The sequence below is a fragment of the Streptomyces sp. 840.1 genome, assembly GCF_003751445.1.
Taxonomy (GTDB): Bacteria; Actinomycetota; Actinomycetes; order Streptomycetales; family Streptomycetaceae; genus Streptomyces.
Genome location: NZ_RJUU01000001.1, coordinates 1613861 through 1635595, shown reverse-complemented (window position 1 = coordinate 1635595; position 21735 = coordinate 1613861). Strand labels below are relative to the sequence as shown.

Below are 21735 nucleotides of genomic sequence, written 5' to 3'. Positions count from 1 at the left end.
GGATGCGGGTGCTCCGTCGGGGCACGGGGTTCCGGGGCGCGGGGTTCCGTCCTCAATCGCCGGACGGGCTCGGGTTGTGCGGGCGCCCCGGGCCGTCAGGCCCGCTGGTCGTCCGCCAGTTCCGCGACGCCCGTGATCCGGTGCAGGGGATACGTGCGGACCTCGTCGGCCGTGTGGTCGTAGGCCGTGACGTAGCCGCCCTCGACGCGGACCGGGGCGATGACGCGCTGGCTGGCCGCGCCTTCCGCGTTGACGTAGCCGATCCAGATCGCGGAGCCGGTCATCGCGGCCGCCTGGACCGTGACGAGCGTCTCGGCCGACGTCGTACGGGGCAGCGCGTCCCCGGGCGCCGAGGGGCCGGTGTCCTTGTGGACGACCGTGGCGGCCGTGTCACCGGCCCGGATCGCCCGGACCGCCGTGCCCAGCAGGGCGGGCTCGGGGAGCGGCGGGCCCTCGGGTACGGGGGCGGGGGCCGAGCGGGGCGGGGTGCGGCGGGCGCCCGCCCGGGTGATCAGGACGTCGCCGTCGGCGGACTCCGCGGCGGGCGCGTAGCCGAGTTCGCGCAGGCCGTCCAGGAGCGAGGCCGGGTCGATCTGGGCGGCGAGGGCCGTGGGGGCGAGGCGGCGCAGCCGCAGGGTGGCCGAGCGCTTGTCGGCGAGGATCTCGTTGAGGACGGCCTCGTCGTCGCAGCGTACGTACGCGGAGGCGGCGCCGATCCGCAGGTGGCCGTGGCGGCGGGCGACGTCGTCGATGAGGTAGCTCAGCGGCTGCGGCACCGGCGTACGGCTGTGCGCGGCGAGGAAGGCGTGCAGGTCGGCGGCGGACTGCCCGGCGTCCAGGGCGCGCCGTACGGACCCGGGCGTGAACCGGTAGACCGTCGCCCCGCCCTTCGACTCGATGTCCGCGAGTGCGGCGAGCATGTCGGCGAGGGGGCGTTCCAGCGGGCCGGGGGCCACGGCGGTCAGGTCGGCCTGGAGCAGGACGTGGCCCAGGGGCTCCGGGATGAGCGGGGCGAGGCGGGCCGCGGCCTCGGCGGGGCCGGATGTCAGCAGGGCGCGGGTCTGCGAGGCGAGGGCGCCGCGGCCGGTGATGCCGAGGAGCTCCGACTCGTTCAGCGTCCACAGGGCGATCCGGGACCGCAGGTCGGTGGTGTCCCCGGCGGAGTTGGAGGCGCCGCGCAGCGGGCGTTCCCAGCGGAGCCGGGCGAGCAGGGTCTCCGGCTCCGGCGCGGTGCCGGGCGGCAGCGCGCCGAGCAGGGCCAGCACGCGGTGGCGGACCTCGGGGGCGGCCGAGCGGTCCAGGCCGGGGCCGAGGGTGGACAGGGCGCGGCCCTTGGCGTCCTGGCCGCCCACCAGTCCCGAGGTGCGGGTGGCGGCGAGCCAGGCGGCGGCCAGGCGCACCCAGCGGACCTCGGCGGGGAGTTCGGTCCAGTCGTCGTACGCGGGGGTCGGCGCGTACCGCTCGTCGGCCTCGCCGTCGGAGGCCAGCAGCCCGGCCGCGTAGGCCAGTTCGATCCAGAACGCGGCGACGGGCTCCGACACGTCCAGTACCGTCGCGGTCTTCTTCAGCTCGCGGACGCTGAGGCCGCCGGCCCGCAGTATGGCGGGGCCGCCGCCGTTCCAGCTCTTGAGCAGCTCCTCGACGGTGGAGACCGACAGGAACGCCTGGCCGGCCGCCGCGCTGTCCACAGCCTGTGGATCGCGTTCGGCGGCGGCCGCCACGACCGGCGGCAGCGGCTCGGGCACCCGGTGGGCGCGCCCGGCCCGCAGGTGCAGCGCGGCCTCGCGCGGCAGTACGACGGTGCGGGTCGACACCGGCAGCAGCAGCCCCCGGTCGCGGAGCCACTTCACGGGCGGCGTCGGATTCGGGGTCACCTCGCCGTACGGCGGGCCCCAGACCAGCCGGTCCAGCACCGACAGCGCCTCCACGGGGGCGGTGTCCAGCAGTTCGCCCATCCGGGTCCGGTCGGTGAAGAGCGCGGAGAGGGAGCTCACCGCGGAGACCGGGTCGTAGGTGGCGGGCAGCCCGGCCGCGGTGAGGATCTCCTGGAGCCGGCCCGGCGACATGCCGGCGGTGGCCTCCGAGACGGTCGGGCCGAGACCGGTGGGCGAGGGGTGCTGCGGTGAGGGCGCGAGGATTTCGCGGGCGGTCCGCACCAGGTGCAGCCGTGCGTCCTCGCCCCAGACGAGGGCCTGTTCGCGCAGCGTGTTGAGGGCCCCAGGCAGTGCGTCCACGATGGCGGCGCCCGCGTCGCCGCGGAGCTCGCCGTCGTCCCGGCCGTCACCCGTGAGCAGCCCGAGGAGGATGTCGTAGGGAGCGGGATCGGGCGCTACCGCGAGCGCCTCGGCGGTCTGCAGGGCGAACCGGTCGAGGTGTTCCAGCGCGCGGACGACGGAGGCACGGGTGCCCGCCCGGGTCGCGAGCTGGGTGATGTCGCCCGGCACGGGGTTGAGGAGGTCGGGCCGGGCGCGCAGCAGCCCGGCCAAGGACTCGTCGTCCCGGGCGCGCAGAGCCTCGGCCAGCGTCCGCGGTGGTGTGGTCATCCCCATCCGTCCCACGGTAGTCGCTCCGGAGGGGCCCGAGGGCGCTACCGTCGGTGCAGGGCGGTAGAGGGGAACCATCGCGTGGGGATCGAGAGCGATCAGCTGGTCTACGACTACCTGAGCCGGGTCGGGGACATGGCACAGCAGCAACAGCTGTCCTCGGGCACCCGGATGAGGCTCGTTTCGGAGTTGCGGGGCGAGATCGACCGGCAGCGGGTGAAGCAGGCCGCGGACACTCCCGCGGCGGTGCGCCGCATCATCGGGAGGCTCGGCACACCCGACGAACTGGTCGCCGCGGCGGCCTCGTCGGCCGACGGATCGGTGCGGCTGCCGCAGCGGCCGGAGGCGGAGCCGGGGCCCGCGAAGGCGCCCGGCGTCCCCCGGCCGCGCAGGCCGAAGCTCCGCCGGGACCCTCGCGGGGACGGCCGCCCGGCCGGGCGGAAAGACAGCCGGAAAGACAGTTCCGGCAAGGGCGCGTCGGAGCCCCCGGCGGACCCGTCCGGCGATCCGTTCGGGCTGTGGGACGGGATGCGGGGCGGCATGCCGGCCGGTGGCGGGCCGTCCGCGCCGCACCGGGCCGGCACGGACGAGCTCGGCCCGTCCGGCAGCGAGGCCGACTGGTGGCGTGTTGAGCCGGGCCCCTTCGGCGAGGCCGGCGCGTTCGGCGCGGGCACCGAGGTGGCGGGGTTCCGCGGCGGTGTGGAGATCCCGGCGCTGCTGCGCCCGCCGGTGGCGGACGACGACGAGGACGACGCGTACGAGGACGAGGACGAGGACGGGTACGAGGACGCCGAGGCGGAGCCCGGGGAGGGGGAGGAGGCGTACGAGGGGGAGCCGGCCGCTCCCCGGCGGCGGTGGCGGCCCCGGCTGCGCCGCGTCCGGGTCGAGGCGGGCGCGGCGTCCCGGGGCTTCTCGCACCCCTTGCTGCTGCTCGCCGCCGCGCTGCTGGTGACCGGTGCGGTGATGGGCTCGCTGCTGGCCCTGGCGGGTGGCTGGCTGATCGCGTACAGCTCCCGCAAGCTGTCGCGCGCGGAGGCGAAGTGGGCGGCGATCGGGCTGCCCGGGGTGGTCGCGGCGGGCGCCCTCGTCTGGCTGTGGGGCCGGATGGACGGCCGCTGGGGCGCGCCCATCGGGGACGGGCAGATGGCCCCCGCGATCGGCCAGACCTGGCCCTGGGTGGTGCGGGGCGCGGCCGTGGCCTCCGCGCTCTACCTGGTGTGGCGGGCGCGGGGCCCTCGGCCGGGAGGGCGCTGAGGGGCCAGGGTCCGCCTGTGCGGGTGCGCCTGCCTCCGTGGGTGGGGGCGGTGCCCCTCCGGGGCGTCTCCTCGGAAATGGCGTGTTCACCCGGCAACGAGAGGGACCCGGGTCGTACGCCATTCCCTGCGGGGACCCCCCTGCACGTCCCCACCCCAGGCCCAGTCGCGTCTGCACACCGGCGAAACTGCTGTCGCAGACGCACGGCGGGCGGGTTCGGGGGCGTGCAGGGGAGTCCCCGCAGGACGACGAACACAGACCCGGGCGCCCCATGCGGACCCGCCGCACGTTCGTCGTCCGAGGAGACGCCCCGGAGGGACCCCGGGCCCCCACCCACCGGACCAGGCGCCCAGCGGGGGCCCCGCACACCAAGCCCGTCCGGCGATTGAGGACGGAACCCCGCACCCCGGAATGGGGCAACGGACAGGGGCCCCGCGCCCCGGGACCCTCGATGCCGCCCGCCCAAGGGCCCCGCTGTCAGCCCGTCATCTTCGTCTGGAACTCGTCGAGGATCTGGTCGGCCGCGGTGTAGCCGATGCCCGCGATCCACAGCCGGTCGTCGACCTTGAAGACCTTTCCGTCCTTGGCGGCCTTCAGGTTCTTCCACAGCCCGCTCTTCATCGTCCGGGTCGTGCCCGCCTTGTCCGGGTCGCCGTACGTCGAGGTGAAGACGGCGTCCGCGTCCGCGAGGTCGATCTTCTCGGGCGAGACGTCGTACGAGAAGCCGTCCTTGGCCTTGTCCGTGATGGCGGGGCGGCCCATGCCGATGTCGGCGAGGATCGAGCCGATGTAGTTCTGCTTGCCGTAGATGCGGATGTCCGCGCCCTCGACGAAGCGTACGAAGTTGACGTCGGTGGCCGCCGCCTTCTTCTTGCCGCCGAGCGCCGCGGTCACCTTCGCGACATGGGCGTCGTACGCGGCGATGACCTTCTTCGCCTCGGCCTGCTTGCCGAGCGCCTCCGCGTGGACGTGGAAGTTGGCCTTCCAGTCCGAGCCGGTGGACTCCGTCATCACGGTCGGGGCGATCGCGCTGAGCTGCTTGTAGCGGTCGCCGTCGCGGACCTTGCTGGTGAGGATCAGGTCCGGCTTCAGGGCGGCGACGGACTCCATGTTGGGGTTGGCGATCTCGCCGACCTCCTTGATGCCCTTCGTCTTCGCCGCCGGCAGGTAGGCGGGGAAGCCGTCCTCGGTCGCCGAGTGCGTCCCGCCGACCGGCTGTACGCCGAGGGTGAGCGCGGAGTCCAGCTCGCCGGTGTCCAGGACCACGACCCGCTGGGGGTGCGCGGGGACCTTCACGTCGCCCATCGCCGTCTTGACGGTGTGGGTGTCACCGGACGACGAGGAGCCGTCGCTCTCGGAACCGGAGCCGGAGTCGGAGGATCCGCAGGCGGAGAGTGCGAGCGCACCGGTCAGGGCGAGCGCGCCGAGGGTGAGACCACGGCGGCGGACGGAGGTGGCCATGGGGTGCCTTTCGTAGAGGGGTGTGCGGAATCCGGGTCCGGCGTCCTGGGATTCAGGAAGCGTGCGCGGGCTGCCAGGGCGCTCCCGGCACGACGAGCGGCGAACCCGTCACCGGGTCCGGGACGATCACCGCGTCCAGGCCGAAGACCTCGCGGACGAGCTCGGCGGTGACGACGTCCTCGGGGCGGCCCTCCGCGACGATCCGGCCCGCCTTCATCGCGACCAGGTGGTCGGCGTACCTGGCCGCCTGGTTGAGGTCGTGCAGCACCGTCACCACGGTGCGGCCCCGGGCGCCGTCCGCCGCCGGGGCGGCGAGCCGGCGCACCAGGTCGAGGACCTCCACCTGGTGGGCGATGTCGAGGTACGTCGTCGGCTCGTCGAGCAGCAGCAGATCGGTCTCCTGGGCGAGCGCCATCGCGATCCACACCCGCTGGCGCTGTCCGCCGGACAGTTCGTCCACCGAACGGGAGCCGAGCGCGGTGATGTCGGTGCGCTCCATCGCGTCCGTCACCGCCCGCTCGTCCTCCTGCGACCACTGCTGCCACCAGTGCTGGTGGGGCTGGCGGCCGCGGGCCACCAGGTCGGAGACGGTGATCGCCTCGGGGGCCACCGGGGTCTGCGGGAGCAGCCCGATCGACTGGGCGATCTTCTTCGTGGGGATCTTCGACAGCTCGGTGCCGTCCAGCAGCACCGCACCGCCGCGCGGCTTGAGGAGCCGGCCCAGCGCGCGCAGCGTCGTCGACTTGCCGCAGGCGTTCGGCCCGACGATGACGGTGACCCGGCCGTCCGGGACGGCGAGGTCCAGTTCGTGGACGACGGTGCGGTCCTCGTACGCGAGGGTCAGCCCGCGCACCGTCAGCCTGCTGGTCACCGTGTCCTGGGCGTCCTGCTTCTGCGTGGTGGTCATGCGTTGCCTCCCCTGCGGCCACCGTGACCGCGGATGATCAGCCAGATCAGATACGGGGCGCCGACCGCCGCCGTCAGGACGCCCACCGGAAGTTCGGTGGGTGAGAAGAGCCTGCGGGCCAGCAGATCCGCGAAGACGACGATCACCGCGCCGAGCAGGGCCGAGCAGAGCAGCGGGATCTGCGCGGTCCGGGTCATCCGGCGGGCGATCTGCGGGGCGAGCAGGGCGACGAAGTCGACCGGCCCGGCCGTCCCCGTCGCCACCGACGCCAGGATCACGCCGAGCGCGACGAGCCCGAGCCGGACCCGGCCGAGCCGCACCCCGAGCGCGGTCGCCGTGTCGTCGTCCATGGTCACGGTGCGCTGTGCGCGGGCCGCCCACAGGACGGCGGGCAGCAGGATCAGCAGCGTCCAGGCGATGGGCGCGGCCTCGTCGTAGCCGCGGCCGTTGAGCGAGCCGGTCATCCAGATCTGGGCCTGCTGGGCGACGAGGTAGTCGCCCTTGGTCAGGAACAGCGTGGTGACGGACCGCAGCGCGATGGCGAAGCCGATGCCGATGAGCACGAACCGGGTGGCGTGCAGCCCGCCGCGCCAGGCGAAGGCGTAGACGAGCGCGGCGGCCGCGACCCCGCCGATCACCGACAGGTACGGCAGGACGGTGTACGAGGTGATGCCGAACGTCATCGCGCCGACCGTGAGCGCGCTCGCGCCCTGGCTGATGCCGATGATGTCCGGGCTCGCGAGGGGGTTGCGGGCGACGGTCTGGATCAGTGCGCCGGCTATCCCGAAGGCGAGGCCGACGAGGAGCCCGACGACCATGCGCGGCAGCCGCAGCGTGCCGACGACGAGTTCGTCGGCGGATGGCCGGCCCAGGATCACCTTGAGGACCTCGCCCGGCGCGACGAAGTTCTCGCCGACGCAGAGGTAGGCGACGCAGAGGGCGGCCAGCAGCACGACGAGTGTGGCGGCGACGACCGAGGCCCGGCGGTGCAGCAGGAACCGTCCGCGCGCCCCGATCCTTATGACGCTGTACCCGGCGGGCCGTACGACGGCCGTGGTGGCGCTCACGCGGGCACCGCCTTCCGGCGCACCAGCGTGACCAGGAACGGCACCCCGATCAGCGCCGTCATGACCCCGGCCGGGACCTCGCTCGGCGGGAAGACTGTCCGGCCGATCACATCGGAGACGAGCAGCATCACGGGTCCGATCAGGGCGGCCATCGGGAGCAGCCAGCGGTGGTCGCTGCCGACGACTCTGCGGGCGATGTGCGGGACGGCGAGGCCGATGAACGCGATCGGCCCGGCCGCGGCGACGCCGACGCCGGTCAGCACGGTGGCGCCGATGCCGCCGACGATCCGTACCGTCGCGATCTTCTGCCCGAGCCCCTTGGCCATGTCCTCGCCGAGCGCCAGCGCGTCGAGCCCACGGGCCACGGAGAGCACGAGGACCGTCCCGAGCAGCAGGAACGGCCAGATCTGCTGAGCGACTTCGGCCTCGCGTCCGGCGATCGAGCCGACCTGCCAGAACCGGAACTCGTCCAGCGCGGACGCCTTCGTCGTCAGCACGGCCATGGTCACCGAGACCAGCAGCGCGTTGATCGCGGCGCCGCCGAGCGCGAGTTTCACCGGGGTGGCTCCGCCGCGTCCGCTGGAGGCGATGGCGTACACCGCGACGGAGGCGATCGCCGCCCCCGCGAAGGCGAACCAGACGTACCCGGTGAGCGTGTGGATGCCCGCGTACGCGATGGCCAGCACCACCCCGACCGAAGCGCCCTGGCTGATGCCGAGGATGCCGGGGTCGGCGATGGGGTTACGGGTGATGCCCTGGAGCACCGTGCCGGCGAGGGCGAGGGCGGCGCCGACCATCAGCCCGATCAGGGTGCGGGGCACCCGCATGTTCCGGACGACCTCGGCGGCGTCGGAGTGCCCGCCGTGCAGGAGGGCGTCCAGGACCGCGGACGGGGCGATGGAGCGCGCCCCCACGGCGAGGCTGAGCAGGACGGCGAGCAGCAGCGCCAGGACGGCCGCCGCCGTCATGAGAGCGCGTCTGGAGCGGCGTGGTGCGGCGGCTGGCATCGGACCCAATCGAAAAGCGAAGCAAAGTTAGGCTTGGCTAAGTCTAAGCACCGCCTCCGTGCACCCGTCCGGGGGTGTACCGGCTCCCGCGCAGGCTCGGCACAATGGAAGCCATGGCATCGCACCCCCTGATGGTCGGCTTCGACCTGGACATGACGCTCATAGACTCCCGGCCCGGCATCAAGGCCGCCTACCTGGCCCTTTCGGCCGAGACGGGCGCGGTGATCGACACCGACCTGGTGGTGAGCCGGCTGGGGCCGCCGCTGGAGGACGAGCTGGTCAACTGGTTCCCGGCGTCCCGGGTGCCCGCGATGGCGGCCCGCTACCGTGAGATCTATCCCACATACGCGATCACCCCGTCTCCCGCCATGCCCGGCGCGTGCGAGTCGGTCGAGGCGATCCGCGATCTGGGCGGCCGCACGATGGTCGTCACCGCGAAGTACGAGCCGAACGCGAAGCTGCACCTGACCCACGTGGGCATCGCGCCCGACGTCCTCACCGGCGGCCTCTGGGCCGAGGCGAAGGCGGAGGCCCTGCGGGAGCACGGGGCGAGCGTGTACGTGGGCGACCACACGGGCGACGTGCGCGGCGCACGGGCCGCGGGCGCCCTGTCGGTGGCCGTGACGACGGGCCCGTGCGATGCGGAGGAACTCCGCTCGGCGGGCGCGGACGTGATCCTGTCGTCCCTGACGGAGTTCCCGGCCTGGCTGAACGAGTACGCGGCCGCCCGCTCCTAGGGCGAGCCCTTAGCGTCCGCAGGCGGGACCGGACCCCCGCCTACCGCTGCGGCGCCCCCGCCCGCGCCGAGCGGACGACCCCCGCGGCGGCGACCACGAAGCCGACGCCCATCAGCATGCACACCGCGTACGCGATGGACGGGAACGGCTCGGTGCCGAGGAACAGCGGGGCCATGGTGATCAGGGTCGCCACCGCGCCGACGAAGAAGATGATCGCGCCGAGCCGGACCAGCAGGTCGCCCGCGCCAGAGGGGGAAGTACTCACACCGTCAGAGTAGTTCTTTCAGGACACCAGTCCGGATGACCAGGCTTGACGAGGGGTACTTCACCTGTGGAGGCTTCTGCCAGCAGGGGGAGCGCGCCGGCTGGACGGCCTGACCTGCTGAGGCTTTGTTCCGGCATACGGGTTGAGATGGGGTGCGTGCTTTGCCGACTGGCAAGGTCAAGTGGTTCAACAGCGAGAAGGGCTTCGGCTTTCTCTCCCGCGACGACGGCAGCGACGTCTTCGTGCACTCGTCCGTGCTCCCGTCCGGAGTCGACGCACTCAAGCCCGGCCAGCGCGTCGAATTCGGCGTGGTCGCCGGACAGCGCGGTGACCAGGCGCTCTCCGTGGCGATCCTCGACCCCACCCCGTCCGTCGCGGCCGCCCAGCGCCGCAAGCCGGACGAGCTGGCGTCGATCGTGCAGGACCTGACGACGGTCCTGGAGAACATCACGCCGCAGCTGGAGCGCGGCCGCTACCCGGACAAGGCGTCGGGCGCCAAGATCGCCGGCCTGTTGCGCGCGGTCGCGGACCAGCTCGACGTGTGACGGACGCGCGGGGCACGCACGGGACACGGCGGTTTCAGGGGTAGGACAGCGCGTCCGGTCCGAGGGGAGGCACCAGTCCCTCGGCCGCGGCGCGGGTCAGCAGGCCCCGGATCGCCGCGTAGCCGTCCTCGCCGAGGTCGGCGGTGAACTCGTTCACGTACAGGCCGATGTGCTGGTCAGCGACGGACGGGTCCATCTCCTGGGCGTGCTCCTGGACGTACGGGCGCGAGGCCTGCGGATCGTCCCACGCCATCCGTACCGACGTGCGCACCGACTCCGCGAGCAGCTTCAGGGTGTCCGCGCCCAGGGAGCGCTTCGCGATGATCGCGCCGAGCGGGATCGGGAGACCGGTCGTGTCCTCCCAGTGGCGGCCCATGTCGGCCAGGTTGTGCAGACCGTAGTTCTGGTACGTGAAGCGCGCCTCGTGGATGACGAGGCCGGCGTCGACCTTGCCGTCCCGTACCGCCGGCATGATCTCGTCGAACGGCATGACGACGATCTCGCCCACGCCGCCCGGTACCGCCTCCGCCGCCCAGAGCCGGAACAGCAGGTAGGCCGTGGAGCGCTCGCTCGGCACGGCGACGGTCCGGCCCGTCAGGTCGGTGCCGGGCTCCCGCGTCAGGACGAGCGGCCCGCAGCCCCGGCCCAGCGCGCCGCCGCACGGCAGCAGCGCGTACTCCTCAAGCACCCAGGGCAGCACCGCGTACGAGACCTTCAGGACGTCCAGCTCGCCGCGCTCGGCCATGCCGTTGGTGATGTCGATGTCCGCGAAGGTGACGTCGAGGGCGGGCGCGCCGGAGACCCGGCCGTGCGCCCAGGCGTCGAAGACGAACGTGTCGTTCGGGCACGGCGAGAAGGCGATGCGCAGCGGGCCGGCGAGCGGGTCAGGAGTCGTGTCGGTCATGGTGGGTCGTCCAGCCTTCCAGTACGGGTATGAGCTTGCCGAACGCGTCGGTGAGCGCGGCCAGCGCGTCGCCGATGCGCCAGGCGTCGCGGTCGCGGGGGCCGACGGCGTTCGAGACGGCTCTGAGCTCCAGGACGGGCAGCCCGAGCCGGTCGGCCGCCTCCGCGACCCCGAACCCCTCCATGGCCTCGGCGGCGGCCCCGGGGTGCGCGGCGAGGAGGGCGGCGGCGCGTTCGGCGCTGCCGGTCACCGTGGAGACGGTGAGGATGTCGCCGGTCACCGCGCGGGTCGCGTCGGCCACCGCGCGGACCAGGGGGCCGGGCGGGTGGTGCCGGTCGCGGCCGAAGCCCAGCGCGGTGACGGGGACGAAGCCCCCGGCGGTCTCGGCGCCGAGGTCCGCGGCGATGACGCGCCCCGCCACCACGAGCGAGCCGACCGGGGCGACGCCGGCGAAGCCGCCGCCGATGCCCGCCGAGATCACCAGGTCGTAGCGGTCCGAGGCCAGGGCGAACGCGGCGGAGGCCGCCGCGGCGGCCGGTCCCGCCTCGCCCGCGAGTACGTCGAAGGGTCCCGCGCGGTGGATCTCCGCGCCCGGCACCCGGCGCACCGACACCTCGGAGCCGTCCCCGAACGCACGCGTGACCGCGTCCCGTTCCACCGGGACAGCGGTCACGACGAGCACACGCACGGGGGGAACCTCCGGGGCCGGGAGGGAATCAGCTGGAGGGATCAGCGGAACGGGACGGATCGGCGGGAGCAGATCGGTGGGACGGGATCAGCTGGTCTTCTTGAGCTCGAAGTGCCAGATGCCCAGCAGCTCCTTGCCCTTGGTCTCCACGATGCTGATCTGCGTCTTGTCCGCCGTGGTCTCGCCGTTCTGGCTGGAGAAGAAGGCGCTGCCCGGGATGGTCCGGAAGGTCTTCTTGTACGGCTCCTGCTCGGCCTGCTGGCCGTTGATGAAGAGCGTCCAGCCGTTGTCCGAGACCGAGGGGTCCACGCCGAAGTGGACCTTGTCGTCCATCGCGACGTCGACGGTCTTGTCGGCCTTTTGGTTGAGGCAGCCCTTGATGTCGGAGGTCTTGAGGGCCTTGCCGTCGTTGTAGCAGGACGCCTCGGTGTGCACCGAGTTGTCGCCGACCGTCACGGTGGCGAGTGGCGTCGGCTTGTCGCAGGCGGAGAGGACAAGGAGTCCCGCGGACACGGCACCAAGAGCGACGCCGATTCGACGGCCCTTACCGGAGAAGAACGCAACGGTCATGGCCCGAAGGTTATCGGTCGCTCCGGCTCATGCCACGCGGGGGTGCGGCGAGCCGCGCCGCGCGGCGCCCAGCAGCCCCCGTACGGAGGCCGCGGCGCCGAGCGCGAGGACGCCCGCGGCGACCGCCATGCCCAGTACGCCGTTGAGGGGGAGCGAGATCCCGATCGCGCCGCCGACCACCCACGCCATCTGGAGCAGCGTCTCGGAACGGGCGAACGCCGAGGTGCGCACCTCCTCCGGCACGTCGCGCTGGATCATCGCGTCCAGCGACAGCTTCGACAGGGCCTGGGTGAAGCCCGCCGTGGCCGCGAGCGCGGCGACCATGACCGTGCTGAAGAAGGCCGCGGCCAGTACGGCCACGCCCAGTGCCAGGCCCAGGACCGAGGCGATGATGATCTCCGGGCCGCGCGCCCTGAGCCAGGAGCCGACCGCCGTGCCCAGCGCGTTGCCCGCCCCGGCCGCCACGCCGACGATGCCGAGCGAGATCGCGGCGCTCTGACCGGAGAGCGGCTGCTCGCGCAGCAGGAACGCCAGGAAGAAGATCAGGAAGCCGGAGAGCGCGCGGTGCGCGGCATTGGCCTGGAGGCCGTGCAGGACGGACGGGCCGACCGAACGCAGCCCCGGCCGCTTCTCGCCGTTCCTCTTCTCGCCGTTCCTCTCCCGGGACCGGGAGGACTTCTTCGTGCTCCCGGGCGCGGCGCTCGCGCGGAGCGGCTCGGGCCGGACGGTGCCCTCGTCGTGCGGGTGCACGAGGTGCGCCTTGCGCTCGCCCTTCGCCGAGTCCACCTTGGGCGGCAGGGTGAAGGCGAGGACGGCGCCGCCGACGAAGATCGCGGACGCGCCGTACAGCGGCCACGGCGGGCCGATCGTCTGGAGCCCCGCGCCGACCGGAGCGGCCGCGCCGGTGGCGAGCAGGCCGGCGAGGGTGACCCGTGAGTTCGCTTTCACCAGCGAGAAGCGGGGTGGCAGCAGGCGCGGTACGACGGCGCTGCGCACGACCCCGTACGCCTTCGAGCAGACCAGGACGCCCAGGGCCGCCGGATACAGCTCCAGGCCGCCGGTGGCGACCGCGCCCGACATGGTGAGCGCCAGCAGCGCACGGGCCAGCATGGAGCCCGCCATCGCGGCGCGGCGGCCGTGCGGCAGCCGGTCCAGGAGCGGGCCGATGACCGGGGCGAGGAGGATGAACGGCGCCATGGTGACGGCGAGGTACAGCGCGACCCGGCCGCGGGCCTGGTCCGTCGGTACGGAGAAGAACACCGTGGACGCCAGCGCGACCGTGATCATCACGTCGCCCGCGCCGTTCACCGCGTGCAGCTCGATCAGCTTGCCGAGTCCGGACTCACCCGCCCCGTGGGCGTGCGTCGCCTTCCGGATGCCCCGGGCGGTCCCGGTGAACGGGGACCGCAGGGCATGACCGATCGTCCGGCCCGCCCTGCGGAGCGGGCCGGGTCCGTCGTGCGACCGGGCAGAAGCCACTTGGTCATACTGCCCCAGGACCCGTCGTCACGAACCGGGACAGGCGCGGGGCGCGGCGGGCAATGCCCTGTCGGGTCAGTGACCTGCCAGGTCGCAGGGGGTGCGGACCGGTCCGTACGGATGGCCGGGCAGCGCCCTTTACACGGGACACGGCACCGGATACGGCGTCGTTTGGGGCGGACAGGTGGGCGGGAAGCGGCGGAGAGGGTAGCGTGCGTAGCGCGCCACCGGCGGTTGTTCTTGGCCGCGCGCCTCTCAGCGATCCCGCAGAATGGGTTGCGGAAGGTGCGCCCGAGGCAGGCACAACGGGTGTGGACGTCGACGCGGCCCCCAGGTCCGCTCCGCCCGCAACCGAATGGCTGAAATCGATGGATGTGCTGGCGCGCTCGTGAGACTGGCGTAGGAGAGAAGCGAGACCTGTGAGTGCTGCGACGACGAGAAGCCGTACGGCCCGTACCCCTGTTCCCGACCGTTTGTGCGCCGAGGCCGTAGGCCTCGCCCGCGCGGCGGCCGAGGAGGCAGCCGCGCCAGGGGTCGTGGGTGAGCATGTGGCCGTGGTCCCCGAGGGGGACCGGGTCGTCACGCACTACTTCGAGTGCAAGGACCCGGCCTACCGGGGCTGGCGCTGGGCGGTGACGGTCGCCAGGGCCTCCCGCGCCAAGAACGTCACCCTTGACGAAACGGTGCTGCTGCCGGGCGACGAGGCGCTGCTCGCGCCGGAGTGGGTGCCGTGGAGCGAGCGGCTGCGGCCGGGCGACATGGGGCCGGGCGATCTGCTGCCCACCGAGGCGGACGATCTGCGCCTGGAGCCGGGCTACACCGGCGAGGACGAGCTGCCGCCGAACTCCGCGGTGGCCGCGGTCTCGGGCGAGCTGGCCGAGCTCGTCGAGTCCGAGGACGCGGAACTGACGACGCGCCCGGAGCCGCCGCGCCGCGGTTCGATCGCGGCGGTCGCGGACGAGCTGGGCATGCGGCGGGCGCGGGTGCTGTCGCGGTACGGGCTGTACGCGGCGGCCGACCGCTGGGACGAGGGCTTCGGCGCGAAGACGCCGATGGCCCAGGCGGCCCCGGCGACGTGTGTGTCGTGCGCCTTCCTGGTGCCGCTGGCGGGTTCCCTGAAGCAGGCCTTCGGGGTGTGCGCGAACGAGTTCGGTCCGGCGGACGGGCACGTGGTGTCCCTGTCGTACGGCTGCGGTGGGCACTCGGAGGCCGCGGTGATGCCGAAGCCGCCGAAGCCGGCGCCGCATGCGCTGGACACGATGCGGGTGGACGAGTACCCGCTCCGGCCGGCGCGGGATTCCGGCTCGGTGCCGGTGGACCCGGATGCGCCGTCGGAGGACCTCGGCCACTCCTGAGGCTGCCGCCACGAGACCCGGCCCCCTCCGCGGGGCGCGGGTCACCCCGGCCTGCCGGTTCCGTCCTCGAACGCCGGACGGGCCGGATCCGGCCGGAAGGGCGGGTCTTACGGGCAGGGCGGGACTTACGGGCAGGGCGTCCAGAACCGGGCCCGTCCGGCGATGGAGGACGGAACCGGGGCTGTGGTGTGCGGTGCAGCTGGTTTCAGCCCGTCCGGCGATGGAGGACAGGGGCGCCCGCGCGGGGACCCGGTAGCTTCGGGGCGCACACTTGGCGGCACGGGACCCGTAACCGGAAGAGGGAGTCACAGCGTGAGCATGAATGCGACCGAGGGGGCCGACCCGTTCGGCACCGCACGGCTGCGGCGCCGCGTGCTCGACGCCTGGGGCGCCGGCCCCGCCCGCTTCCGGGAGGACGCCAACGCCGAGGAGGACCTCGCGCTGGGCGGCTACCGCGACCGCCTCGTCGTCGAGCTGGCCCAGAACGCCGCCGACGCCGCCGCCCGCGCCCGGGTGTCCGGCCGGCTCCGGCTCACCCTGCACCCGGGGGCCGGCGACGCCCCCGCCGTCCTCGCCGCCGCGAACACCGGCGCCCCGCTGGACGCCACCGGCGTGGAGTCGCTGTCCACCCTGCGCGCGTCCGCCAAGCGCGAGGGCCACGAGGCCGCCGTCGGACGGTTCGGCGTCGGGTTCGCCGCCGTGCTGGCGGTGAGCGACGAGCCCGCCGTCATCGGGCGGCACGGCGGCGTGCGCTGGTCCCTGGCCGAGGCCCGCGACCTCGCCCGGGACGCCGCCATCGGCAGCCCCGGACTCGGCGACGAACTGCGCCGCCGCGACGGACACGTACCCCTGCTGCGCCTCCCGCTGCCCGCCGAGGGCACCGCACCGGACGGCTACGACACCGTCGTCGTCCTGCCGCTGCGCGACGGCGGCGCCGAGGACCTGGTCGGCCGGCTGCTCACCGCCGTCGACGACGCGCTGCTGCTCACGCTGGGCGGGCTCGACGAGATCGTCATCGAAACCCCGGACACCGTACGGACGTTGCGCCGCTCGCAGCACGGCCCGTACGTCCACGTCGAGGACTCGGAGCACGGTACGAACCGCTGGCGCACCGTCGCCCGGCACGGAGCCGTCGAGCCCGAACTGCTCGTCGGCCGCCCGCTGGAGGAACGGCTGCGCCCTCACTGGTCGGTGACCTGGGCCGTCCCGGTGGACGCGGAGGGCGCCCCGGTGCACCCCCGCACCGCCCCGGTCGTGCACGCGCCGACGCCCACCGACGAACCGCTCGGCGTCCCCGCGCTGCTCATCGCCTCGCTGCCGCTGGACACCACCCGCCGCCACCCCGCGCCGGGCCCGCTCACCGACTTCCTGGTGCAGCGCGCGGCCGACGCCTACGCCGAGCTGCTCGCCGACTGGCAGCCGGTCTCCGTCGCCACCATCGCGCTCGTGCCCGGACCGCTCGGCAAGGGCGAGCTGGACGGCGCGCTGCGCGCCGCGATCCTGGAACGGCTGCCGCGCGTCGCGTTCCTGGAGCCCGCAGCCCCGCGCGACCCCGCCGCCGAGCCGGACCGGTGGGACAGCTGGGACGCCGCTGCCGACGAGGGCCGCAAGGCCACCACCGCGCTGCGGCCGCTGGAGGCCGAGGTGCTGGAGGGGGTAGGCGCCGAGACCGTCACCGTGCTGGCCGAGGTGCTGCCCTGCCTGCTGCCCGCCGGGCTTGAGCGCCGCGTCGAACTGCGCACGCTCGGCGTCGCCCGGGTCCCGCTGACCGAGGCGATCGACCGGCTGGCCGGTCTGGAGCGCGACCCGGGCTGGTGGCGGCGGCTGTACGACAGCCTGGCCGGCATCGACCCGGACCGGCTCTCCGGCCTCCCGGTGCCGCTCGCCGGTACGGCCTCCCGGGGCGCGGACCCCGACGCCCCGGCCGTCCCCCGCACCACCATCGGCCCCCGCCAGGTCCTGCTGCCGCTCCCGGACGCGCTGACCGGCCCGGTCCTGGACCGGCTCGCCCGGCTCGGGCTGAAGGTCGCCCACCCGGACGCCGCGCACCCGCTCCTGGAGAAGCTGGGCGCGCTGCCCGCCACCCCGCGCGCCGTCCTGACGACCCCGCAGGTGCGGGCCGCCGTCGCCGGTTCGCTGGACGCGGGCGAGATCTGGGACGAGGACGCGCTGGACGGCGACGAGCTGGCGGAGACCGTCCTCACGCTCGTCCGGGACGCCGGCCTGGTGCCGGGCGACGAACCCTGGCTCGGCGCGCTCGCCCTGCCCGACGAGGACGGCGAGCCCGCCCCGGCCGGTGAGCTCGTGCTGCCCGGCAGTCCGTTCGCCGCCGTCATGCGCGAGGGCGAACTCGCCCTGTGCGACGAGGAGCTGGCCGAGCGCTGGGGCGAACAGCCGCTCACCGCCTGCGGAGTGCTGGCCACCTTCGCACTGGTGCGGGCCACCGACGTGGTCCTGGACCCGGACGAACTGGAGCCCCGCGACGGCGACTTCGCGGAGCCCGACGACGCCGGGCTGCTGGACGCCGTGGACGTCTGGTGCGAGGACATCCTCGACCAGCTCCCGGACACGGTGGTGCCGCCCGTCGCCACCGAACTCGTCGCCGTCCGCGACCTCGACCTGGTCGACGACGACGCCTGGCCCCAGGCGCTCGCGATGCTCGCCAGGCCGCCGCTGCGCGACGCCCTCACCCAGCCGGTCCGGGTACTCCTCCCGGACGGCACCACGCAGTCCGTGCGCCCGTACACCGCCTGGTGGCTGCGCGATCACCCGGTGCTGGACGGCCGCCGCCCGGCGGGCCTGCGCGCCGACGGCGGAGATCCCCGGCTGGCGGGCCTGTACGACTCCGCCGACGCCACCGGTTTCGACGACGCCCAGGTGCTGCGCGCCCTCGGTGTCCGGACCTCGGTCGCCGCCCTGCTGGACGAGCCCGGCGGCGCCGCCGAACTCCTCGGCCGGCTCGCGGACGGGGACCGCCCGGTCGGTCCCGTACAACTGCACTCCCTGTACACCGCCCTGGCCGAGCTGGACCCGGAGCAGGTCACGCTGCCGGACGAGCTGCGGGCCGTGGTCGACGGCGAGGTGCGGGTGGTCGACGCGGCGGACGCGGTGATCGCGGACGCCCCCGACCTGCTGCCGCTGACCGGGGGGCTGCCGCTGCTGCCGGTCGCCCCGGCGAACGCGGCGGAGCTGGCCGAGCTGTTCCAGGTGCGGCGGCTCGGCGAGAGCGTCGAGGCGGAGGTGACGTCCGAGGGCGAGGAGCACCAGGTCCCGGAGTCGGTGCGCGTTTTGCTCGGCCGGGGCACCCCGGACACGTACGTCGAGCACGGCGAACTGCGCGCGGGCGGCGTCGAACTGGACTGGCGCCGCACCCCTGACGGCACGGTGCACGCCGCCACCCTGGAGGGCGTCGCGGCGGGCCTGGCCTGGGCGGCGGGCCAGTGGCCGCGCCGCTTCGAGGTCGCGGCGCTGCTGGAGGACCCGTCCCGCACCGGGGAACTGGCCCGGGACCGCTGGTTCGACTGAGGCTCCGGCCCCACGAATTCGAGATCCTTCGCAAAATCTTCATATGCGTGGGCAACCCTTCACATCCGTCGTTTGTCTGGTCTGTTGAGCCACTCCGGCTCAACAGACCGATCGGCCCTGCCGGTGCGCTTGCGCGCCAGGGGCCCTTTCCCACGGGGAAACACATGCGCATGCGTACCTCCGCGACCGTCGCCGTCGGTGCTCTGGCACTGCTGGCCCTCGCCGTACCGGCCGCCCAGGCCAACGGCCACTCGGGCGACACCGCCATCACCAAGGTCACGGTCAACGGTGGCAAGAACGTGGTGGTCGGCACCAGCGCCGTCAAGAAGTTCTCCGTCGCGGTGACCGGCAAGGACAACTCCGGCATCAAGGGGATGGAGATCGAGCTGGTCGGCCCCGGGTTCGGCTACCTGTCGCCGACCAGCACCAAGTGCTCCGGCAGCACCTGCACCGCGTCGTTCACCGTCGACCCGAAGGTCGACCTGCCGTACTCCAACGACGTCGCCGGTACCTGGTACGTCGACGCGTGGGTGGACGCCAAGGACGGCGACTTCGTCTGGAAGGAGAAGGCCGCGTCCTTCAAGTTCCAGCGGGCGGCCACGCAGACCGTCAACGCCGCCCCCGAGCCGGTGAAGAAGGGCAAGACCCTCACGGTCACCGGCAAGCTGGCACGGGCCAACTGGGACGACTTCAAGTACCACGGCTACACCAGCCAGTCGGTCAAGCTGCAGTTCCTCAAGAAGGGCGGCAAGACCTGGGGCACGGTGAAGACCGTCAAGACGAACAGCACCGGCGCCCTGAAGACCACGGTGAAGGCCTCGGTCGACGGTTACTGGCGCTACAGCTTCGCCGGTACGGCCTCCACTCCGGCCGTCAACTCCACGGGTGACTTCGTCGACGTGAAGTAGCCTCCGCGCGGCGGGCCGCCGCTTCCCGCTACACCGGGAAGCGGCGGCTCACCAGTCGCCAGGCGAACTCCAGCGCCGCCGAGGCGATCACGGCGATGCCCACCGCCGTCCACGGCATCGTCGCGCCCACCAGCTTCAGTGCGAAGAAGTCCTGCAGCCACGGCACGACCAGCACGATCAGGAACGCGATCCCCATCGCCGCCACCAGGCAGATCCGCCACCAGGTGTAGGGGCGGGCGATGATCGCCAGGACCCACATCGAGACCAGGAACAGCGTGAGTGTGGCCGCGCTGGTCTCCGCGTCCAGCGCGCCGGACCCGGTGTAGTGGTGCCGGGCCAGCAGGTACGTCACGAAGGTGGCGACGGCCGCGATCGTGCCGGACGGGACCGCGTACCGCATGACGCGCCGCACGAAGTGGGGGTGCGCGCGCTCCTTGTTGGGGGCCAGGGCGAGGAAGAACGCCGGGATGCCGATGGTCAGTGTCGACAGCAGGGTCAGGTGCCGGGGCAGGAACGGGTACTCGACCTGGAAGCAGACCACCAGGACGGCCAGCAGCACCGAGTAGACGGTCTTCGTCAGGAACAGGGTGGCGACCCGGGTGATGTTGCCGATGACCCGGCGGCCCTCGGCGACGACGGACGGCAGCGTCGCGAAGCTGTTGTTGAGCAGCACGATCTGGGCGACCGCGCGGGTCGCCTCCGAGCCGGAGCCCATCGAGACGCCGATGTCGGCGTCCTTGAGGGCGAGCACGTCGTTGACGCCGTCGCCGGTCATCGCGACGGTGTGGCCGCGGGACTGGAGGGCGGCGACCATCTCGCGCTTCTGCTGCGGGGTGACGCGGCCGAAGACCGCGTTCTCCTCCATGGCGGTGGCCATCTCGTCCGGGTCGGTGGGCAGCCGGCGCGCGTCCAGGGTGTGCTCGGCGCCCGGCAGTCCGAGCTTCGCGGCGACGGCGCCGACCGATACGGCGTTGTCGCCGGAGATCACCTTCGTGGCGACCCGCTGGTCGGCGAAGTAGGCGAGCGTCTCCTGCGCGTCGGGCCGCAGCCGCTGCTCCAGGACGATGAGCGCGGCCGGCTCCGCCCCGGTCGCCGTCGCGGGGTCGTCGAGCTGCCCGTCCACGCGGGCCAGGAGCAGGACGCGCAGGCCCTGCTGGTTGAGCTGCTCGATCTCGGTGAGAGCAGGGTCGTCCTCGGGGAGCAGCACGTCGGGGGCGCCGAGCAGCCAGCCGGAGGACTGCCCGCCGGCCTCGTCGAAGGCGGCGCCGCTGTACTTGCGGGCCGAGGAGAACGGCAGCGCCTGGGTGACGTGCCAGCCCTCGCCGTCCGGGACCGGGTAGGCGTCGATGATCGCCTGGAGGCTGGCGTTGGGCCGTGGGTCGGAGGCGCCGAAGGCGGCCAGTACGCGGTGCAGGTAGGGCTCGTCGGTGCCGTTCAGCGCGCGGGCCTCGGTGACGTCCATGCCGCCCTCGGTGAGGGTGCCGGTCTTGTCCAGGCAGACGACGTCGACCCGGGCCAGGCCCTCGATGGCGGGGAGCTCCTGGACCAGGCACTGTTTGCGGCCCAGCCGGACCACCCCGATCGCGAAGGCGACCGAGGTGAGCAGGACCAGGCCCTCCGGGATCATCGGGACGATGCCGCCGACGGTCCGGGCGACGGAGTCCTTGAAGTTGTGGTCCTTGACGACCAGCTGGCTGAGGATCAGCCCGATCGCGGTCGGGATCATCATCCAGGTGACGTACTTGAGGATGGTGGAGATGCCGCTGCGCAGCTCGGACTGGACGAGCGTGAAGCGGGAGGCCTCCTCCGCGAGCTGTGCGGCGTAGGCCTCGCGGCCGACCTTGGTCGCGGCGAAGGCGCCGCCGCCCGCGACGACGAAGCTGCCGGACATGACCGGGTCGCCGGCGCGCTTGAGGACCGGGTCGGCCTCGCCGGTCAGCAGGGACTCGTCGATCTCCAGGCTGTCGGCCTCCGCGACCGTGCCGTCGACCACGACCTTGTCGCCGGGGCCGAGCTCGACGAGGTCGCCCAGGACGATCTCGGAGGTGGAGATCTCGGCGGCGACCCCGTCCCGCCGGACGGTGGGTTTGGCCTCGCCGATGACCGCGAGGCTGTCCAGGGTCTTCTTGGCCCGCCACTCCTGGACGATGCCGATGCCGGTGTTGGCGATGATCACGAAGCCGAAGAGGCTGTCCTGGATCGGCGCGACGAACAGCATGATCAGCCAGAGCACGCCGATGATCAGGTTGAACCGGGTGAAGACGTTGGCGCGGACGATCTCGCGCACGGACCGGGACGAGCGCACGGGGACGTCGTTGACCTCGCCCCGGGCGATCCGCTCCGCGACCTCGGCCGAGGTCAGCCCGCGCCCGCCGCCCGGGGCCGGGGGCTCGACCGGGTGCACCGGGTCGAGCTCGCTGCCGGCGTCGATCATCACCGGCCGGTCGGTGCCGGAAGGCACGGAGGATCTGTTCGGCTCATCCCCTGAGGGGTCGAGTGCCCGCTGAGTCATGGTTCTGA

At 73.5% G+C, this 21735-nt stretch carries 17 protein-coding genes; 6 read left to right on the top strand and 11 right to left on the bottom strand.

What is annotated here, in order from left to right; translation table 11 throughout:
* Positions 1-95: 95 nt before the first annotated feature.
* Positions 96-2549: a helicase C-terminal domain-containing protein gene (locus EDD93_RS07600; RefSeq protein ID WP_123524432.1), complete on the bottom strand. Its 2454-nt coding sequence runs from the start codon at positions 2547-2549 to the stop codon at positions 96-98.
* A gap of 75 nt (positions 2550-2624) precedes the next feature.
* On the opposite strand from EDD93_RS07600, the gene EDD93_RS07595 reads away from it, so the two are divergent.
* Positions 2625-3797: a hypothetical protein gene (locus EDD93_RS07595; protein ID WP_123524431.1), complete on the top strand. Its 1173-nt coding sequence runs from the start codon at positions 2625-2627 to the stop codon at positions 3795-3797.
* Between the two features lie 477 nt (positions 3798-4274).
* Here the strand turns inward: EDD93_RS07595 and EDD93_RS07590 are convergent, their stop codons facing one another.
* Genes EDD93_RS07590 through EDD93_RS07575 form a run of 4 tightly spaced genes read right to left on the bottom strand, consistent with a single transcriptional unit; the run spans position 4275 to position 8239 of the window.
* Positions 4275-5258 (bottom strand): ABC transporter substrate-binding protein, encoded by a 984-nt coding sequence (locus tag EDD93_RS07590; RefSeq protein WP_123524430.1) that lies wholly within the window; start codon positions 5256-5258, stop codon positions 4275-4277.
* Between the two features lie 52 nt (positions 5259-5310).
* Positions 5311-6165: an ABC transporter ATP-binding protein gene (locus EDD93_RS07585; RefSeq protein WP_123524429.1), complete on the bottom strand. Its 855-nt coding sequence runs from the start codon at positions 6163-6165 to the stop codon at positions 5311-5313.
* Positions 6162-7232 (bottom strand): iron chelate uptake ABC transporter family permease subunit, encoded by a 1071-nt coding sequence (locus EDD93_RS07580; protein ID WP_123524428.1) that lies wholly within the window; start codon positions 7230-7232, stop codon positions 6162-6164. Before EDD93_RS07580 ends, EDD93_RS07585 begins: the two co-directional genes overlap by 4 nt.
* Positions 7229-8239 carry an iron ABC transporter permease gene (locus EDD93_RS07575; RefSeq protein WP_123524427.1) on the bottom strand — a complete coding sequence of 337 codons (1011 nt, stop codon included), beginning with the start codon at positions 8237-8239 and terminating at the stop codon, positions 7229-7231. Before EDD93_RS07575 ends, EDD93_RS07580 begins: the two co-directional genes overlap by 4 nt.
* 104 nt (positions 8240-8343) lie before the next feature.
* Here EDD93_RS07575 and EDD93_RS07570 point away from each other — a divergent pair, with 104 nt between their 5' ends.
* Complete coding sequence (locus EDD93_RS07570) at positions 8344-8976, top strand: HAD family hydrolase (RefSeq protein WP_123524426.1); 633 nt, start codon at positions 8344-8346, stop codon at positions 8974-8976.
* Positions 8977-9016: 40 nt separating this feature from the next.
* On the opposite strand, the gene EDD93_RS07565 is transcribed toward EDD93_RS07570, so the two are convergent.
* The gene (locus EDD93_RS07565; protein WP_123524425.1) at positions 9017-9241 is read right to left on the bottom strand and encodes a hypothetical protein; all 225 of its coding nucleotides are present in this window, start codon (positions 9239-9241) and stop codon (positions 9017-9019) included.
* 161 nt (positions 9242-9402) lie between these two features.
* Between EDD93_RS07565 and EDD93_RS40690 the strand changes: the two genes are divergently transcribed.
* Complete coding sequence (locus EDD93_RS40690; protein ID WP_123524424.1) at positions 9403-9786, top strand: cold-shock protein; 384 nt, start codon at positions 9403-9405, stop codon at positions 9784-9786.
* A gap of 34 nt (positions 9787-9820) precedes the next feature.
* On the opposite strand, the gene EDD93_RS07555 is transcribed toward EDD93_RS40690, so the two are convergent.
* The 4 genes from EDD93_RS07555 to EDD93_RS07540 form a co-directional block, all read right to left on the bottom strand.
* Positions 9821-10690: a 1,4-dihydroxy-6-naphthoate synthase gene (locus tag EDD93_RS07555; RefSeq protein WP_123524423.1), complete on the bottom strand. Its 870-nt coding sequence runs from the start codon at positions 10688-10690 to the stop codon at positions 9821-9823.
* Positions 10671-11378 carry a futalosine hydrolase gene (locus EDD93_RS07550; RefSeq protein ID WP_123524422.1) on the bottom strand — a complete coding sequence of 236 codons (708 nt, stop codon included), beginning with the start codon at positions 11376-11378 and terminating at the stop codon, positions 10671-10673. Before EDD93_RS07550 ends, EDD93_RS07555 begins: the two co-directional genes overlap by 20 nt.
* 87 nt (positions 11379-11465) lie before the next feature.
* On the bottom strand, positions 11466-11948 hold the full coding sequence (locus EDD93_RS07545) for a DUF2771 domain-containing protein (RefSeq protein WP_123524421.1): 483 nt from the start codon (positions 11946-11948) through the stop codon (positions 11466-11468).
* A 27-nt stretch (positions 11949-11975) separates the two neighbouring features.
* The gene (locus EDD93_RS07540; RefSeq protein ID WP_123524420.1) at positions 11976-13427 is read right to left on the bottom strand and encodes an MFS transporter; all 1452 of its coding nucleotides are present in this window, start codon (positions 13425-13427) and stop codon (positions 11976-11978) included.
* Between the two features lie 419 nt (positions 13428-13846).
* Here EDD93_RS07540 and EDD93_RS07530 point away from each other — a divergent pair, with 419 nt between their 5' ends.
* The 3 genes from EDD93_RS07530 (at position 13847) to EDD93_RS07520 (ending at position 19215) form a co-directional block, all read left to right on the top strand.
* Positions 13847-14782 carry a DUF3027 domain-containing protein gene (locus tag EDD93_RS07530; RefSeq protein ID WP_123524419.1) on the top strand — a complete coding sequence of 312 codons (936 nt, stop codon included), beginning with the start codon at positions 13847-13849 and terminating at the stop codon, positions 14780-14782.
* A gap of 318 nt (positions 14783-15100) precedes the next feature.
* A complete protein-coding gene (locus EDD93_RS07525; RefSeq protein WP_123524418.1) occupies positions 15101-18307 on the top strand; it encodes a sacsin N-terminal ATP-binding-like domain-containing protein in 3207 nt (1068 codons plus the stop codon).
* A gap of 164 nt (positions 18308-18471) precedes the next feature.
* A complete protein-coding gene (locus EDD93_RS07520; protein WP_123524417.1) occupies positions 18472-19215 on the top strand; it encodes a calcium-binding protein in 744 nt (247 codons plus the stop codon).
* A 28-nt stretch (positions 19216-19243) separates the two neighbouring features.
* Here the strand turns inward: EDD93_RS07520 and EDD93_RS07515 are convergent, their stop codons facing one another.
* Complete coding sequence (locus EDD93_RS07515; RefSeq protein WP_123524416.1) at positions 19244-21727, bottom strand: HAD-IC family P-type ATPase; 2484 nt, start codon at positions 21725-21727, stop codon at positions 19244-19246.
* Between the last annotated feature and the right edge of the window lie 8 nt (positions 21728-21735).

Excerpts from the sequence above, each read along its gene's own strand:
- EDD93_RS07600 (WP_123524432.1), bottom strand. The coding sequence starts at position 2,549 with ATGGGGATGACCACACCACCGCGGACGCTGGCCGAGGCTCTGCGCGCC.
- EDD93_RS07590 (WP_123524430.1), bottom strand. The coding sequence starts at position 5,258 with ATGGCCACCTCCGTCCGCCGCCGTGGTCTCACCCTCGGCGCGCTCGCC.
- EDD93_RS07585 (WP_123524429.1), bottom strand. The coding sequence starts at position 6,165 with ATGACCACCACGCAGAAGCAGGACGCCCAGGACACGGTGACCAGCAGG.
- EDD93_RS07575 (WP_123524427.1), bottom strand. The coding sequence starts at position 8,239 with ATGCCAGCCGCCGCACCACGCCGCTCCAGACGCGCTCTCATGACGGCG.
- EDD93_RS07570 (WP_123524426.1), top strand. The coding sequence starts at position 8,344 with ATGGAAGCCATGGCATCGCACCCCCTGATGGTCGGCTTCGACCTGGAC.
- EDD93_RS07555 (WP_123524423.1), bottom strand. The coding sequence starts at position 10,690 with ATGACCGACACGACTCCTGACCCGCTCGCCGGCCCGCTGCGCATCGCC.
- EDD93_RS07545 (WP_123524421.1), bottom strand. The coding sequence starts at position 11,948 with ATGACCGTTGCGTTCTTCTCCGGTAAGGGCCGTCGAATCGGCGTCGCT.
- EDD93_RS07525 (WP_123524418.1), top strand. The coding sequence starts at position 15,101 with ATGAATGCGACCGAGGGGGCCGACCCGTTCGGCACCGCACGGCTGCGG.
- EDD93_RS07520 (WP_123524417.1), top strand. The coding sequence starts at position 18,472 with ATGCGCATGCGTACCTCCGCGACCGTCGCCGTCGGTGCTCTGGCACTG.
- EDD93_RS07515 (WP_123524416.1), bottom strand. The coding sequence starts at position 21,727 with ATGACTCAGCGGGCACTCGACCCCTCAGGGGATGAGCCGAACAGATCC.